Raw genomic sequence first — 14944 nt, 5'->3', positions numbered from 1 at the left:
ACATGGTATAATGCTTCCACTTTGATTTCTGGCAAATCAGGTTGGAGGACAGAAGGATGAAAGTAACCACGGAAGAACTGGGCAACCGCGAGATTTTGATAAAAGTAGAATTTGACGGTGAAGAAAAAAAGGAAGCTCTCAAGGAAGCCGTCCAGATTATATCAGGCGAAATAAACATCCCAGGCTTCCGGAAAGGCAAAGCTCCCTATGATGTTGTCCGGCGCACAGTGGGGGAGCGATTAATTTACGAAGTGGCCTTTGAAGAATTGTCCCGGAAAATTTACCCCAAACTTATAACTGACCTCAACCTTGAGCCCATAGCCCCGGGGCAAGTTCACGAAGTTTCGGTGGAGCCTTTTTCCATAACTTTTAAGGTGCCCCTCAAGCCCATCGTTGACCTGGGAGATTACCGAAGTTTGAGGGTGAAAAGAAAAAAAGTTAAGGTCAACGAGGAAGAAATTCAAGAAAAACTTCTGAAGCTCCAAGAGGAGAAAGCCACGTGGATTACGGTGGAACGCGCTGCTTCCGGAGGGGACCTCATAATAGCCGATTTAACCTTTAAATCAGGCCACCAGGAAAACAAGATGGAAAACGTCGTCCTATACCTGGACCCTGAGACTGAGCCAATTAAAGGGCTGAGCCAGAACCTGGAGGGCCTCACCCCTGGCCAGGAAAAAACCTTCACCCTGCAAAAAGAAAATGAGGAGATCACCCTTCAGGTCAAAGTCCATGAGGTCAAGGAAAAGCAACTTCCACCCCTCGATGACGAATTCGCCCGTTCCGTAGGAGATTTTAATTCTCTTTCGGAACTGAAAGAACAAATTCAGCAGGAATTGCTGGAACTGAAGAAATTCGTTAACGAAGAAGAGGCCCTTGCGGAAGCTCTGGATATCCTGGTAAAGAACGCTAAGGTGGAGATGCCCCCTCTTTTAGTGGAACTAGAAATAGAAAACTTCCTTCAAGAAGAGGACAAGGCTTTGCGGAAGAGAGGCCTTTCGCTCGAAAATTACTTGAAAATGCAGGGCAAAACTTTGGAGGAACACCGGCAGGAAATACTGCCAGAGGTCACTGAAAGGCTGAAGAGGCGCCTGGTTTTGCGTAAATTCATTGAAGAGGAGGGGCTGAAAATTTCAGAAGAAGAGGTTACCAAAGTTCTGGAGAAATTTGAATCCACATTAACCGACAAAAAGACCAAAAGAGACGTTCGCTCCCCTAATTTTAAACAGGGCCTTACCATGGCTCTATTCAGAGCTAAGGTTGAGAGACGTCTTCTGGAAATTATGCTGGAGGAGGAAGTGGATGAGGGCGAGAGCCATAATCCCGATGGTGATTGAATCTACAGGGAGAGGCGAGAGGGTTTACGACATATACTCCCTGCTCCTTAAGGAAAGGATAGTATTTTTGGGCACGCCCATTACTGATCAGGTGGCCAACCTGATAGTGGCTCAGCTTCTCTATCTGGACCGGGAAGATCCGGAAAGGGACATTTATCTCTACATAAACTGTCCGGGCGGAGCGATATACCCCGGTCTTGCCATTTACGACACTATGCAGCTTATAAGAGCACCCGTGTCCACCATAGCCGTGGGCTGGACTGCCAGCATGGGGACGGTTCTTCTGGCAGCTGGGACCAAAGGGAAGCGCTACGCTTTGCCTCATGCCACGATCCACATGCACCCGGCCGGAGGTGGAATACAGGGTTACGCACCCGACATTGAAATCCAGGCCAAAGAGCTCTTGAGAGTCCAGAGGATAATTCAGGAGCTTTTGGCCTATCACACTGGCCAACCGCTGGAGAGAATAATTCAGGATTTTGACCGCGATTATTACATGGATGCCAAGGGTGCTGTTGAATACGGGATTATAGATGAGGTTTTAGAGGTTCCTCCTGGCAAAAAGAGGGGAGCACCGGGAACTTAGGTGAAGAAGGGGTAATTAAATGTTTCTGCCTCATTGCTCTTTCTGTGGCCGGCCTGAGACGATAGCCGGAAGGCTCATAGCTGGCCCCAGCGATGTTTATATTTGCCGGGGCTGCGCCGAACTATGTGTGAGAATCTTTGAAGAAAAAGGAAGGCCAGAAGAGGACGAATTCATCCCTCACGTCCCTTCCCCAAAGGAAATCTATGAGGCTTTGAACCAATATGTGGTGGGCCAGGACAGGGCCAAAAAGGTTCTCTCCGTAGCCGTTTACAACCACTACAAGCGGATTTTGAACCGCAAAAATGCCGCCGAAGTAGAAATCCAGAAATCCAACATCCTACTTATCGGCCCCACTGGCTGTGGTAAGACCCTTCTGGCCCAAACCCTCGCCAGAATCCTGGACGTCCCTTTTGCCATAGCTGACGCCACCTCCCTTACCGAGGCAGGATACGTTGGAGAGGATGTGGAGAACATCCTCCTCCGCCTTATCCAGGCCGCTGATTACGATATTGCCAGGGCCCAAAAGGGCATTGTTTACATTGATGAGATAGACAAAATTGCTCGCAAATCAGGCGATAACCCTTCAATTACAAGGGATGTCTCAGGTGAAGGAGTTCAACAAGCCCTCCTCAAGATTATAGAAGGGACCATAGCTAACGTTCCTCCTCAGGGTGGGCGTAAACACCCTTACCAGGAATTCATCCAGATTGACACCACCGATATCCTCTTCATCTGCGGAGGAGCTTTTGAGGGTCTAGATAAAATTGTAGCGGAACGCATAGGCCTTAAAGGGAGGGTAGGGTTCCTGAGGGAAGGCGAACCAAAGGCTCGGGAGCTGGAAACTGCTGAACTCCTGCGCCAAGTCATTCCCGATGACCTCATGAAGTTCGGCTTTATCCCGGAATTTGTAGGCCGCTTGCCCGTTATCGTGAGCGTTGACCCGCTGGATAAACAAGCGATGATTGACATCCTGACGAAGCCCAGGAATGCCATAGTTAAACAGTTCCAGCAACTTTTTGCCCTGGATGGAGTGGAACTGGTTTTCACTCCTGAAGCTCTGGAAGCTGCTGCTGAAGAGGCCCTCAAGCGCAAAACTGGGGCCAGGGGTCTTCGCACCATCATTGAAGAAACGCTTCTGGACGTTATGTACGAAATACCCTCTATGCCAGATGTAACCCGGTGCATTGTCAATGCCGATGCCATCCGGGGAAAAGGGCACCCAATCCTGATAAACAGCCGTGGAATTCCAATTTACTGGTGGGATAAGCTGAAAGAGACGGCCTGAGACAATGGTAGACTTATCCCTGGGTGAAGCGGCAGAAAAATTCCTCAGGGGGCTGGAAGCAAGCCCCTGCACCCATAAGACTTACTCCACCGGCCTTAAGGCCTTTATGGAATTCCTCGCGGAAAGAAGTGGATTGATAAACCCTGTGGTTTCCTCCATAGGGGAGGAAGCCTTGGAAGAGTTTTTTATCTGGCTTGATAAAAGGGGCTTTTCCCGCTTCACAGAGCAAACCTACCTTGCTGCTGCTACTGCCTTCCTCCGTTACTTATTTCGGCATCGTCTCTTGCCACCTGATTTCTCTATAGAAAGAGCTAAAGAAAAAGTTAAGGCCATCCTTCCTCGTGCTTCTTATCCTATTCCCATGCCTGATCCGGAGTTACCAGCGGTAGTCCTCTTTTACGATGAACAGCCCCTTCCGGAGGACAGGCTTGAGCGTCTGCGGCTCCTGCGGAGCCGTGCTATAGTTCACACCCTTTATGCCTCTGCGGGTAGAATAGCCGAAGTAGCCTCCCTCAACCGCAAGGATGTGGCTGATGGTCGCCGCAGAGAAGTCGTGGTGGTGGGCAAAGGTCAGAGGCAGCGTTTCATCTTTTTGACTTCAGAGGCCCAGGAAGCTATTCGGGCATATGTGGAAGAGAGAAAAGACCACTACGAGCCCCTTTTTATCTCTCACGGTCGGGATTATGGTTGTCGGCTAAGCACAGTGAGCATCTGGGCCACAGTAAAGAAAGCTGCCAGAGCTCTTGGTCTCCATGTCACCCCGCATGACTTTCGGCACTACAGGGCCACCCAAATGCTGGAAGAAGGAGCTCCTCTGGAAGCCATTCAGGATATTCTTGGTCATGCTGACATAAGCACCACCAAACGCGTTTATGCCCACTATTCCAAGCCTCATATCCGTGAGATCTTTGACCGCACTACTCTTCCTCCTGAAGAGGCTATAAAAAGGCGCCGCTTTTAGCCTGGGGCATCTGAAAATTAGCGACCAACGAATACCCGCATCCCACCCACGAAAGTGAGGAAAAAACCCTCCATTCCCTGAGACTTTAGGGGCATCCCCCGAAAACCTCAAAAGGGAGCGATCAGCCATCTCCTACATCCCGCCCACGAGTGGGACCCAAAACCGTGGCAAACCCCAAGCCCACGAGGGTGGGAAAAATTCGGGGGTCCAGGGGGCTTGCCCCCTGGCAGGGGGTCTTGGGGATGTGCCCCCAGAAACCCCAAAAGGGAGCGATCAGCCATCTCCTGCATCTTGCCCACGAGTGGGACCCAAAACCGTGGCAAACCCAAAGCCCACGAGGGCGGGAAAAATTCGGGGGTCCAGGGGGCTTGCCCCATGGCAGGGGGCCTGGGGGATGTGCCCCCAGAAACCTCAAAAACTGCTAACCCCACTTATCCTCGTGCCATCTCCATTTCCGCCCTCTGGCGCATTAACTGACGCAGGGCATCCATATCCCTGGGCAGCAGCCAGCCCACCAGGGGAAAGATAGTACCACACACCAGCCACCCCGCAGTGCAAATAATGAGAATGGCATCGCCCAGAGATGATACAGTGGCGATAAGCCCGGCCAGGAATGGTGCTACAGCCGTGCCTCCTTGTTCTATGAAGTTAGAAATGGCAACAGCAGTGCTCCGTACCTCAGGCTCAGTAACATCATAAACAGTGGAAAGGGTGTTAGGTGCCGCAAAGGGTATGAAGAGAGCAGTTAAAATCAAGAAAACCATAAAAGTGCCGTAATTTTCCGGCGGCGTCTTCATAGTCAGAACCAGGAAAATTAAACCCAAAAAAACACCAGCAGTGCAAACAATAATACGCCCCCTGCGGGTTCGCCTGAACAAGAAATCGCCTATAGCGCCGCCTATAAAATACCCGGAGGCCAGAACCAGGACAGCCACCAGCATAGTTATCATTATTACATCCGCACTATATTTCCGCTCCGTCTCCAGATAGCGGAAAAACCAGTAAGTGATGACCTGCCAGGGCCAAACGCCGAAGAAACCTTGAAGGTAGAGAAGGACCAGGCTCTTCTTGCGGAAAAGACCACGAGCTAACTTGGGGTCAAATTTATAAACGCTTATCTGCTCCAGGCCAGCCATTTCCGGCTCCGCCCGACCCCGTGGCACTTCTATAACCCAGCGGTATATAGCCAGAGCCAGAATTATGCCCATGGCCCCGGTTATATAATACACACCCCGCCAGCCGATAACATCCCGCAAACTGAAAGCCAGGACCATGCCCAGCAGGTAACCCAGGGGGGCGGCCAGCTGCAACAATCCGTATATTTTACCCCGTATGCCAGGCTCAAAGTAATCGGATATCAAGCTATGGAGCCCGGGGTAGCTGGAATCATCTATGCCAGTGGAAGCTCTGGTGACCAGAAAGGTGCTGTAATTAGGAGCAAGGGCACTTAACCAGGTGGTGGAACCCCAGATAAAGGCAGCCAGGGCCAGTAATTTAGGCCGGGCGAACCGGTCGTAAAGGTAACCCCAGACAGGGTAAAGCAAGCCTCCTACTAGCAGGGCTCCGCTGAAAACTGCCCCCATCTGGGCCTCATTGATCCGGAAAGTCTCCATAATAGGAGTAGTCAGAGGCCCGATGAGCAATTTATCCATCTGATGCAGGAGCATGAAAGAAAAAAAGATGACCACAACGGGCCAGCGCCTTATCGGATAAGCCATAGTAATCCTCCTGTTTTATTTCCCGGCTAACCAAACATGGCAATCTCTTTGAACAATTCAACCGACCGGGCTTCAACTGGGCCACAAATAGCTAGACTGAACTGATCCGCCGGTCGGTCAGCGGTGCCTGGCGCTAAAATATAAATCCAGAAAGCAAACGACGCGCACCGCGCCCGGCGCAACGATAGGCCCGCCACCAACTCGGACAAAAACTCATTCTATCCTCAGCAGCATATGAGAATGAGCGTCAATCGGTATAGTAATGCTTCCCCGATATTCTCCTACTTTCTGGCCGGTCCAGAGGTCAAAAAAGGAATACCTTCTATCTGGATCCAGCCCTATCTTAGCCAGGGGTAAAGTTACTGTAGTCCTGCGATCCCCCCAATTGAACAGGCCGACCAGCAGTGAGCCTTCTACAGGAGCATACCAGACAGTGGGTAAATTACCGTAAGTTAAACGCTGGCTATCGCCAAACACATTCATGGCGCCAAAGGCTGCCAGGAAATCCGGCCTTTCAAAAAGATCTGCGGGCTTGACCCTTAAATTAGAAGTGCTCAAAGCGATAATGGCCTCATTGTTCAGCAAGTCTATCTGTTCCGGGGACAAGGCTGTCAAATCCCCAGCAAGCCACAGGTTGCCGTTCAAGGCGTAAGTAGCCAGCAGAGTCTTCGTCTCTTGAAGAGACCAGGGTCCAAGTCTGATCCCTTCGCCTGACTGCACATTGAAAAGATTGCCCCTGGCGAAGTAGCCAGCTATGTTGTTCCGGATATACCAGGTGGCGTATTGCCAGTTGAGCCATGGAATATCGCTAGTCGTTAGGCCAGCGCTCAGGCGAAATTCTGTATCCATGCCCATGCGGCTTTCGTTGAGGATCCCCACCGGCGCCAGCCATGGGCCTATAGCCTGCTGGATATAAGTCTTATCGCCGGCTCCCCTTCTGATCGCCCGCAGGCCCTGGCGCAGAGCTTCCAGGGAAGTTACAGCAGGGTTATATCTTTTGCCTTCCACCGCGCCCGCTTGTAGGAAATCCAGCTTCAGATACTCGTATCCCCATTCATTGACTACGGTGCTGAAAAGCTTTTCCAGCCACGCCTGCACTTCAGGGTGGGAACCATCCAGTACGTACCTTTCCGGGGCTCCTGGGTCTTGCTTATAAACATAAAGCGAACCATCCTCATTTTTCACAAACCAATCGGGATGCTGGTGCAAAAGGGCTGACCCCTTATCCACCAGGAAAGGGGCGAACCACAGGCCTGGCCTCAGCCCCAGGTTGCGGATCTTCTGAGCAGTGGCCTTCATCCCTTCAGGGAACTTCTCATTAGCCTTCCAATCACCGCGGAAAGTAAACCACCCGCTATCTATCAGGACGTATTTATAAGCGGGAGAGAGCCTTTCTTTCATAAAAGCAGCGTTGCGCAACACCTCTGTTTCGGTGATCTTCCGGTAATAGTAAGGCCAAGAGCACCATCCGAGGGAAGCGGGGGCTGGCTTAACCTGGTTAACCTTTCCCACAGCCGCTCCGTACTCATCCAGGCAGGTCAGAGGGTTGGTGCACACCCCTATCATAATCTTTTCCGAAGCAAAAGCTTGACCTGGAGGGAGCAGCGCATCGCCCAGGTTGTTCACGCTCCAGCTGGATATTCTACCGGTAAGAAGATTCTGGCGTAAATCAATAAAAGTCTTCCACTTCTCAGCTGTAAGTGCACCGGCAATAAACCCTATTCCCCTGTTCCTGATCCAGAGGGCATGCACCCACCACCCGGAGTAATCACCGAAACGGAGGTTACCTGTGCCATCGGGCAAGGAGCCGGGTATTGCCACGTGGGGAACAGGCAATACAGGCACCACTCCCCTGTAGCCGACGCTGGTATAACCGTTAATGAAAACCACGGCCCCTCTTAAGGAGAAATCTCTGGAGAATTTGCCGTTGGCCTCCACAGCAAGAGGCTTCAGACCACCTACCTTTACAGCTTGTTGACCTGTATTGGTCAGTGTGTGCTGGAAGATTGCATAATCCTTGCCTTCGTATAGAGTGATCTCCAATACCCACCTGATTCCCCTGTTCTCCGTGCTGATAACAATTAGGCTATTACCGTGGCCCAAAGCGTCGGCTATGGTAATTTTGCTCCACTCTTCCCAGGTAAATTGAGAACTTACCCATTCCTCTCCGTTTATTAAGGCGCCGAAAAATGCACCTTCAAAAACCTCCCGCCCTCTGGCCGCAAAAGAGATCAACCCTGTGGGCAAACTGAAAGAGATGGTCACACGATCGTTGGAAATAGAAACGGTTTCCCTATAGTTGGCAGCATGATGGGGAAGGAGCTGGCCTTTTTCCGATAATGCTGGGCTGCAACCAGAGCTGAGCATAACCACTAAAACCAACAAAGCCGAAAATAAAACTGCAAACTTTTCACCCCAAAATTTTAGCCCAAGTTTTCCGGTCATAGCAACTCCTGTGAAAAGAACGAACCCATTAAATTCTACTATGCTGCAATTACGACCAAATAAAGCAGCCGAGGCCCTAACAGGATTCAACCTCTTTATGGGGCAATTACGGTGAAGATTTTGTGGGCCAGGAGGAATGAAACCTTTCCCTTCAAACTCACTCTGGTGCGATTACGACAAGATACATGAATCATCAATCAAGCCCTCTCTAACTCGACCATAACAGCAGTTGATTTTACAGTGCAGGCGAAGGGAGGTCGAGCTTTCAAGCCTACTCTGACTAAAACGGTAGGAGTAGATGACTCCCACCGCCACACCTTTCAATCCCACTCTGGTTCGATTACAATCAAAGGCATATTTAATTGTTAAGGTTCGTAGTCTGTTAAAGGCTTTAGTGCAAAATCCAGCTTTATTTTACATCCATTTTTCCTCTACTGTCAAATCCGGTAAGGGACGAGGAATGGATTTCCTGTCTAACGACTCCCGGTTACCGGGAAAAGATCTTAATTGGGCGAAATTTTCTCCTAAAAAGAGCTTTACCATTTGCCCAGTTACCCCTGTAAACCAGGGGCAGATCAGCCCGCAAACGGGATTTGCCCTAAATCTTCACTCGTAGTATCATGAAACCAGAAAACAAAATCGGAGGCAAATATGGTCCGGCTGGGGATTGAAATTATTCAGGAACCCCTTCTTTTGGAAATGGCCGCACCACTTTTGACCGGAGCCGGCGGCCTTCCAGAAAAGTTGCCCCCCCTTGACGTGCCAGCCATGGTGGAGCGCATCACCAGTTACGGATTCCGGCTCCTCGAGCTCAATACCGACCTCAATATTTTCTTCCCCCATAGCTTCGGTGTCCCCACTCTCAAGCGCCTTATGGATTTTAAAGAAAGCCTGGGATTAAGCTACACTGTTCACCTTCCCCTGTGGTCCCTTGAGCCCTCAAGCCCCTTTGAGGAAGTCAGAAAAGCAGCAGTAGACGTTATGGTGGATGCAATCCTGCGTTTCGCACCTCTGGAGCCAGAGGTCTATGTCTTCCACGCTACAGGCCCCCTCGCTACCGAGTTCTTCACATCACCTTCCATACCTGACCTGGCCCGCCCCCTCCTTATGCTGCTTTTCCAGCGCAATGCTGCCCGAAGCATTGAGGAGATTCTTGAACGGACAAACCTCCCACCCAGAGCCTTGGCAGTAGAAACCATCCAGTTCCCTTTGGACTTGACCCTCGGCCTGGCAGAGGAGTTTGACCTTTCCGTTTGCTTTGATACCGGGCATGTCTTTGCCCGTATGCCCGGCCCGGTGGATTTCCACGAGGCTCTGGCTAAATGCTTACCCCGCCTCAAAGAGGTCCACCTGCACGATGCCTGGTTCAGGCTTGAGCCCGACGGAACCGCTCGCTGGGCCGATCACCTGCCCCTCGGAGAAGGGGAAGTCCCCCTGGAGGATTTCTTCTCCTCCTTGAAAAAGGTAAACTTTGAAGGGCCGATCATCTTTGAGTTAACTATCCCTGAAGCCATAAAATCCCTAGAAAGATTGCGAGAAGTAATGGGTCAGCTACCTATTTAAAGTCCAGCCTCGAGGGCTTTAAGGCCCAGTTTCTCCCCTTCATCTAAGAAAGCCCTTAGCAGGACATGGTCTACAGCTTCAGCGTAAATCCGCAAGAGAGGTTCTGTCCCTGATGGCCTTACGAGAAGCCAGCCTTCTTCACCCAGGAAGTATTTGAAACCATCCAGATCGCTTATCCCTTTAACCTCTACCCCGGCTATCCGGGAGGGAACTGAAGCTTTAAGAGCTTCGGTGAGGGCTTTCTTTGAGCATGGCTTCTCCAAAGGAATATCTTTCCTGGCGTAATGAAGAGGCCCAAGATCGGAAATCAGGTCCTCCACAAGAGCTTTAAGGGGCATTGAACTGGCTGCCATCGCTTCCAGAACCAGAAGCCCCATAAGGATTCCATCGCCTTCGGGGATGTGGCCTTTCACGCTCATCCCGCCCGATTCTTCCCCACCCATAAGGACGTCTCCGCTGATCATGTGCTCAGCTATGTAGTTGAAGCCAACAGGTGTCTCATAGAGAGGCAGGCCGTAACGGGAAGCCAGCCTGTCCACAGCCATAGTGGTGGATATGGTTTTAACCACAGCCCCTTTCCACCCCTTTTCTTCCACCAGATAGCGAAGTATGAGGGCGAAAATCTTTTGAGGGTCCACAAAATTCCCTTCAGCGTCAACAGCCCCAATCCGGTCGGCATCGCCATCGTGGGCAAGGCCTACATCTCTGCCCTCCCTTACCGCCTGAACCAGAGCCTCCAAATAGCGGGCTATAGGCTCCGGATGGATTCCCCCAAAGCCCGGGTTCATTTCTCCCCTTATTTCTAAAACTGAAGAGAGGCCCGCTTCTGTAAGCAGACTCTTTATATACCCTCGTCCGGCCCCATACATGGGGTCCACCACTACTTTAAAGCCACTTTGGGCTATAAGGGAGAAATCCACCAGCTTCTTTACGTGCTCGAAGTAAGGAGGGGCGGGATCGAACCTTACAATCGCTCCTTCAGCTAGGGCCTTTTCGTAATCCACAAGGCGGGGAGGAATTTTACGCTCAAGGTTGGCATTTATTATTGCTTCAACTTTTTTAGCCAAGGCCTTGTTGGGTTCACCGTAGGGCCCTTTAACTTTAACACCGTTGTAGCGCGGAGGATTGTGGCTTGCGGTTATCATCACCCCACCGTCAGCCTTAAGGTGGGAAATGGCAAAGGCCAGAACCGGGGTCGGAGTATCTGTTCTTGTAAGGTAGACCGTTATCCCATTGGCGGCCAGCACTCTGGCCACTTCTGCAGCGTAGCGGTCTGAAAGAAATCTGGTGTCAAAGCCGATGGCGATTTTCCTTCCAGGTCCGAAGGCTTCGGCTATGCCCTGGGCTACATAGCGGAGGTTCTCAAAGGTGAAATCATCGCTTATTACGGCCCTCCAGCCGTCGGTCCCGAACTCTATTGGCATCTCTGTTCCTCCGTCGTTTTAGGCTTCCCCCAATGCCCTGAGCTCCTCCTGGGTCAGGGCAGCGATGGTAATTTTACGGAGTTCTTCCCTGAGTTTTTCTTCCACCAGTTTGAGGTTTTTGCGGATGGAGCAATAGTTTTGCCGCTGGCAATCTATAGAGCGGGCGGAACAGTAACAGAGGTTTATGCCTCCGTCTATGGCTTCCACTATATCCAGGACGGAGATGGAATCTGGTGTCAGAGAGAGCTTTATCCCCCCCTTCATTCCTCTCTTGGTCTCCACAATGTGTTTGGAGGCCAGATCGGCGATTATTTTGCTGAGGAATGGGAAGGGGATTCCCTGACGGAAGGCCAGTTCTTTGGCTGATATCGCTGTTCCCTGAGGCAGTTTGGAAAGCTCCAGAAGGATACGCAGGCCATAATCGGTTTTTCTCGAGATAATCATCATTTTCACCTCCCTTCAGTGGTTTCTCCCACCCCCGCTGGTTCAGGGTTTACAGCCGGTTCTGGGCCCCACTCACAGGCGGGCCAAAAGGCTGAAGCTCACTCCCTTTTAAAAATTTTGCGGGATAGGGTTTGACCTCGCTTTCACCTCTGTGGGCTCAGGGGTTCAGGCCTGCTCACGCCTAACTACCGGTCACCCACTCCTGAGGTTCACCACCCCGTAATGGGTACTGCAGAGCTTGCCGCCGGTTCGGGCCCAGTTTACCAGGGTGATGCGTGGGGTTACAATAAGAAATTCCCAAATCCCCGGCTGGGAAGGTTTCTTCTCCCTCCAAAGAATATACTGCTCTTTCAATAAGCTTTTACCTCTGAATCCTGATTGGAATCTCGCATGGAGGAGGGTAGTTTCCCGTTATATCCACCACTACGAGGCGAAGCCTGTATTCCCCTGGCGGTAGAGGGGAAGGATCCCAAATCCCGAGGGTTCCGCCCACGACTGGTGTGTTGCCGGAAAGGATGAAGGACCAAAGTTGGGGGTTCTGGCCTGCTCCGAACTCAAGTTTGTAGAACTGAAAGTTGGGGATGTTCGCAGTCCCCTTTATTTCCACGGGGCCCCTTATAGTAGCGTTTACCCCGGGGCTTGTGATAACCACTCCCGGGTTAGGACAGGGGGGAAGCGGAGTTGGAGTCGGAGTCAGCTCAGGGGTGGGAAAGTAAATCATGGGAGGAGTTGGAGGCCTGGGAGGGGTTGGAATAGGGGTCGGGGTGGGTTTGGGGGTTGGGGTGGGCGTGGGAAGGGGAAGAACATTGCTGGCGGATTCCTGGGCTGGCGGCGGATTTTCCAACCCTGGAGATATTGCCAGCTGGAGGTAAAGGGTGAAACCCAGGAAAAAGAAGAGAGCCGCGCTCCAGCCCCATGTCCGGTAGAGGCGGGCCTGCGCAGCTTCTTTCTCCAGGGAGAAACGCGCCGCCTTTCTCTCCCTGCGGGCCAGGAAAGCCTGTCTAAGGTTGTATATGGCCCAGATTATACACAAAAGCCAGAGCCAGTGGGTATTCTTCGCCAGGATTTCTATGAGAATGGACATTTAAACCCCCGTTTCGTATATCATCGGGATGAGGTGACGGAGGAGAGCCTGCAATTTAGGGACCATTTTCTTCCCCGCTTCCAGAACTTCCTGATGGTCAGGGCCTTTTTCTCCGTGCTGTATTGGGATGACGTTGCTTATGCCTGATATGCCTAAGACCCTCATCCCGCCGTGGCGGGCAGCTATGACTTCGGGGACGGTAGACATTCCTACGGCATCGGCGCCTATGAGGCGAAGGAAACGAATTTCAGCGGGGGTTTCATAGGACGGGCCTGTGAGCATAACGTATATTCCCTCGTGGAGTTCAATCCCTGCTTTCTTAGCTGCCTTCTGAGCCAGGGAGCGAAGCTGAGGGTCGTAAGCGTTGACCATATCTAAAAAGCGGGGGCCGATGGTTTCTTCATTGGGCCCCCTTAATGGGTGGATACCAGCCAGCCCTGGGATATTTATGTGATCGGTTATGAGCATCAAGTCTCCGGGCTTAAAGTAGGGGTTAAGGCCTCCAGCAGCATTGGTTACAATCAATACTTTGCCTCCAGATACTTGGAAAACCCTTATCGGGAGGACTACTTCCTGCATTGAGTAGCCTTCATAGTAATGGGGGCGGCCCTGGAAGACCAGGATCGGAAACCCGTTTATTCTGCCGACCAGGATTCGGCCTTCGTGTCCCGCCACCATTGGGACAGGGAAGCCGGGGATTTCGCTGTAAAGGGCTGAAGCTTCCACTTCTACTTCATCGGCTACGGGATTGAGGCCAGAGCCCAGGATTATCCCCACTGCCGGTATCCATCCCAGTTTTTCTTTGAATAAAGCGGCAAAACGCAAATAGTCCGAGTGGGAGAAGAAGGCTTCGGTCATATCCCTATTCTCCGCTGTAAAGGGTCGTATCCAGGTGGCCTGAGTAGCCCAGGATTTTTTTCAGATCCCTGGGCTTCGCTTTTTCCAGAAGTTTCTTGCGGATGAGGGAGTGGCGGAAGATCTTCGGGCTTGTCTCCATCCCCACGCTTCTGGCGTATTGTTTTACTATTACCCAAACCCCCTGGCGTGTGAGCCTCTGGCCTTTGGCGTTTACGAAAAGGGCGTCAGTTGGGTTTTGAGGATTTATAAGGCGCATGCGGCCCTGTTCTATATACACCCTCAGGGCTTCCCGGGCCTGGTCGCTCAGGCTTACTACCCTTTCCTTCCCCTTCTTGTATATGATCCGCACAGCCCCTGAGGCCAGGTCCACATCGTCCAAATTCAGAGCTACAAGCTCAATGATTTTCATTCCTGTGGAGGAAAGGACTTCAAGGATAGCTTTATCCCTCAAAGCCTTCGGCCCACCCTGAGCTGACGGGGCTTCCAGGAGTTTGGATAGTTCCTCATCGGACAAGAACTTGGGAGGACGTTTCGGCGTTTTGGCCCCTCCGAGAAGCTCAGAATAGCTCTGGGCTATTACGCCTTCCCGGTGGAGGAAGTGAAGGAACGATCGAAAAGAGGAGATTTTCCGGGAGATGGAGCTCATAGCATAGCCTCTCCCCCTGAGGTGGGAAACAAACTCCTGCACATCCGTTGGTTTCAAGTCAGCCCATTTGAAAGTGGCACCCTTCTTCTTGAAGAAGAAATTCGCTGCGTAAGAAAGGTCATTCCAGTAACTTTCTATGGTATGCTCGGAGTAAGCCTTTTCCTTACGCAGATACTCCAGAAAATTTCTCACCTCCTCTTTCATGGCTTTCTCTCCTTAACTTTTGCTGGGGTGCGCTCCATTTGGTTTTTATTTTACCACAATTTGCCATAAATGAAAACTTTGGGAAGGCGGGCTACTTTCAATTCAAGGACTTGCAAAATAGTGGGCTTTATATTATAATAGAAAAGCGAAAGGGGCAGTAGCTCAGGTGGCCAGAGCACTCCCCTGATAAGGGAGAGGTCGGTGGTTCGAATCCACCCTGCCCCAAAGGGCGGTGGCCATAGCTCAATTGGCAGAGCATCGGACTGTGGCTCCGAGGGTTGCGGGTTCGAGACCCGCTGGCCACCTGGTTCGAATGGGGCCGTAGCTCAGCTGGGAGAGCGCGTCAATGGCATTGACGAGGTCAGGGGTTCGACTCCCCTCGGCTCCATTCT

Annotated in this window: 12 protein-coding genes and 3 tRNA genes; 8 read left to right on the top strand and 7 right to left on the bottom strand. The window is 51.5% G+C overall.

The window, feature by feature from the left end; translation table 11 throughout:
* Nucleotides 1-56 precede the first annotated feature (56 nt).
* Genes tig through NZ653_03170 form a run of 4 tightly spaced genes read left to right on the top strand, consistent with a single transcriptional unit; the run spans nt 57 to nt 4166 of the window.
* Complete coding sequence (tig, locus tag NZ653_03185; protein ID MCS7286129.1) at nt 57-1334, top strand: trigger factor; 1278 nt, start codon at nt 57-59, stop codon at nt 1332-1334.
* A complete protein-coding gene (locus NZ653_03180; protein MCS7286128.1) occupies nt 1300-1920 on the top strand; it encodes an ATP-dependent Clp protease proteolytic subunit in 621 nt (206 codons plus the stop codon). The genes tig and NZ653_03180 overlap by 35 nt, the downstream gene beginning before the upstream one ends.
* Before the next feature lie 19 nt (nt 1921-1939).
* Entirely contained in the window at nt 1940-3205 is a 1266-nt protein-coding gene (gene clpX, locus NZ653_03175) for an ATP-dependent Clp protease ATP-binding subunit ClpX (GenBank protein MCS7286127.1), read from the top strand.
* A gap of 4 nt (nt 3206-3209) precedes the next feature.
* Nucleotides 3210-4166: a tyrosine-type recombinase/integrase gene (locus NZ653_03170; protein ID MCS7286126.1), complete on the top strand. Its 957-nt coding sequence runs from the start codon at nt 3210-3212 to the stop codon at nt 4164-4166.
* Between the two features lie 431 nt (nt 4167-4597).
* On the opposite strand, the gene NZ653_03165 is transcribed toward NZ653_03170, so the two are convergent.
* Together NZ653_03165 and NZ653_03160 are read right to left on the bottom strand one after the other, a co-directional pair.
* Nucleotides 4598-5884, bottom strand: a complete 1287-nt coding sequence (locus NZ653_03165) for an MFS transporter (protein MCS7286125.1) — start codon at nt 5882-5884, stop codon at nt 4598-4600.
* A gap of 213 nt (nt 5885-6097) precedes the next feature.
* Nucleotides 6098-8329, bottom strand: coding sequence for an alpha-galactosidase (locus tag NZ653_03160; protein ID MCS7286124.1), 2232 nt, complete (start codon nt 8327-8329; stop codon nt 6098-6100).
* Between the two features lie 651 nt (nt 8330-8980).
* Here NZ653_03160 and NZ653_03155 point away from each other — a divergent pair.
* Nucleotides 8981-9892: a sugar phosphate isomerase/epimerase gene (locus NZ653_03155; GenBank protein MCS7286123.1), complete on the top strand. Its 912-nt coding sequence runs from the start codon at nt 8981-8983 to the stop codon at nt 9890-9892.
* Here the strand turns inward: NZ653_03155 and NZ653_03150 are convergent.
* The 5 genes from NZ653_03150 to NZ653_03130 all read right to left on the bottom strand — a co-directional run bounded on the left by NZ653_03150 (nt 9889) and on the right by NZ653_03130 (nt 14552).
* Entirely contained in the window at nt 9889-11316 is a 1428-nt protein-coding gene (locus tag NZ653_03150; GenBank protein ID MCS7286122.1) for a phosphoglucomutase/phosphomannomutase family protein, read from the bottom strand. The two genes, NZ653_03155 and NZ653_03150, sit on opposite strands and share 4 nt — an antisense overlap.
* 18 nt (nt 11317-11334) lie before the next feature.
* The gene (locus NZ653_03145) at nt 11335-11763 is read right to left on the bottom strand and encodes an Rrf2 family transcriptional regulator (GenBank protein MCS7286121.1); all 429 of its coding nucleotides are present in this window, start codon (nt 11761-11763) and stop codon (nt 11335-11337) included.
* Nucleotides 11764-12121: 358 nt separating this feature from the next.
* Nucleotides 12122-12844 carry a hypothetical protein gene (locus tag NZ653_03140; GenBank protein MCS7286120.1) on the bottom strand — a complete coding sequence of 241 codons (723 nt, stop codon included), beginning with the start codon at nt 12842-12844 and terminating at the stop codon, nt 12122-12124.
* Nucleotides 12845-13702 carry a purine-nucleoside phosphorylase gene (locus NZ653_03135; protein ID MCS7286119.1) on the bottom strand — a complete coding sequence of 286 codons (858 nt, stop codon included), beginning with the start codon at nt 13700-13702 and terminating at the stop codon, nt 12845-12847.
* A 4-nt stretch (nt 13703-13706) separates the two neighbouring features.
* The gene (locus NZ653_03130) at nt 13707-14552 is read right to left on the bottom strand and encodes a tyrosine-type recombinase/integrase (protein MCS7286118.1); all 846 of its coding nucleotides are present in this window, start codon (nt 14550-14552) and stop codon (nt 13707-13709) included.
* 151 nt (nt 14553-14703) lie between these two features.
* Between NZ653_03130 and NZ653_03125 the strand changes: the two genes are divergently transcribed.
* The 3 genes from NZ653_03125 (at nt 14704) to NZ653_03115 (ending at nt 14940) form a co-directional block, all read left to right on the top strand.
* A tRNA-Ile gene (locus NZ653_03125) sits at nt 14704-14777 on the top strand.
* A gap of 7 nt (nt 14778-14784) precedes the next feature.
* Nucleotides 14785-14857 (top strand) — tRNA-His (locus NZ653_03120).
* 10 nt (nt 14858-14867) lie between these two features.
* Nucleotides 14868-14940 (top strand) — tRNA-Ala (locus NZ653_03115).
* The last annotated feature ends 4 nt before the right edge of the window (nt 14941-14944 follow it).

The organism is Anaerolineae bacterium, from assembly GCA_025062375.1.
Lineage (GTDB): Bacteria > Chloroflexota > Anaerolineae > SpSt-600 > SpSt-600 > SpSt-600.
This window is presented reverse-complemented; position numbering and strand designations above follow the sequence as displayed.

Bases quoted from the DNA above. Each gene is read 5' to 3' on its own strand.
- tig (MCS7286129.1), top strand. From the start codon at position 57: ATGAAAGTAACCACGGAAGAACTGGGCAACCGCGAGATTTTGATAAAA.
- NZ653_03180 (MCS7286128.1), top strand. From the start codon at position 1,300: ATGAGGGCGAGAGCCATAATCCCGATGGTGATTGAATCTACAGGGAGA.
- clpX (MCS7286127.1), top strand. From the start codon at position 1,940: ATGTTTCTGCCTCATTGCTCTTTCTGTGGCCGGCCTGAGACGATAGCC.
- NZ653_03170 (MCS7286126.1), top strand. From the start codon at position 3,210: ATGGTAGACTTATCCCTGGGTGAAGCGGCAGAAAAATTCCTCAGGGGG.
- NZ653_03165 (MCS7286125.1), bottom strand. From the start codon at position 5,884: ATGGCTTATCCGATAAGGCGCTGGCCCGTTGTGGTCATCTTTTTTTCT.
- NZ653_03160 (MCS7286124.1), bottom strand. From the start codon at position 8,329: ATGACCGGAAAACTTGGGCTAAAATTTTGGGGTGAAAAGTTTGCAGTT.
- NZ653_03155 (MCS7286123.1), top strand. From the start codon at position 8,981: ATGGTCCGGCTGGGGATTGAAATTATTCAGGAACCCCTTCTTTTGGAA.
- NZ653_03150 (MCS7286122.1), bottom strand. From the start codon at position 11,316: ATGCCAATAGAGTTCGGGACCGACGGCTGGAGGGCCGTAATAAGCGAT.
- NZ653_03145 (MCS7286121.1), bottom strand. From the start codon at position 11,763: ATGATGATTATCTCGAGAAAAACCGATTATGGCCTGCGTATCCTTCTG.
- NZ653_03140 (MCS7286120.1), bottom strand. From the start codon at position 12,844: ATGTCCATTCTCATAGAAATCCTGGCGAAGAATACCCACTGGCTCTGG.
- NZ653_03135 (MCS7286119.1), bottom strand. From the start codon at position 13,702: ATGACCGAAGCCTTCTTCTCCCACTCGGACTATTTGCGTTTTGCCGCT.
- NZ653_03130 (MCS7286118.1), bottom strand. From the start codon at position 14,552: ATGAAAGAGGAGGTGAGAAATTTTCTGGAGTATCTGCGTAAGGAAAAG.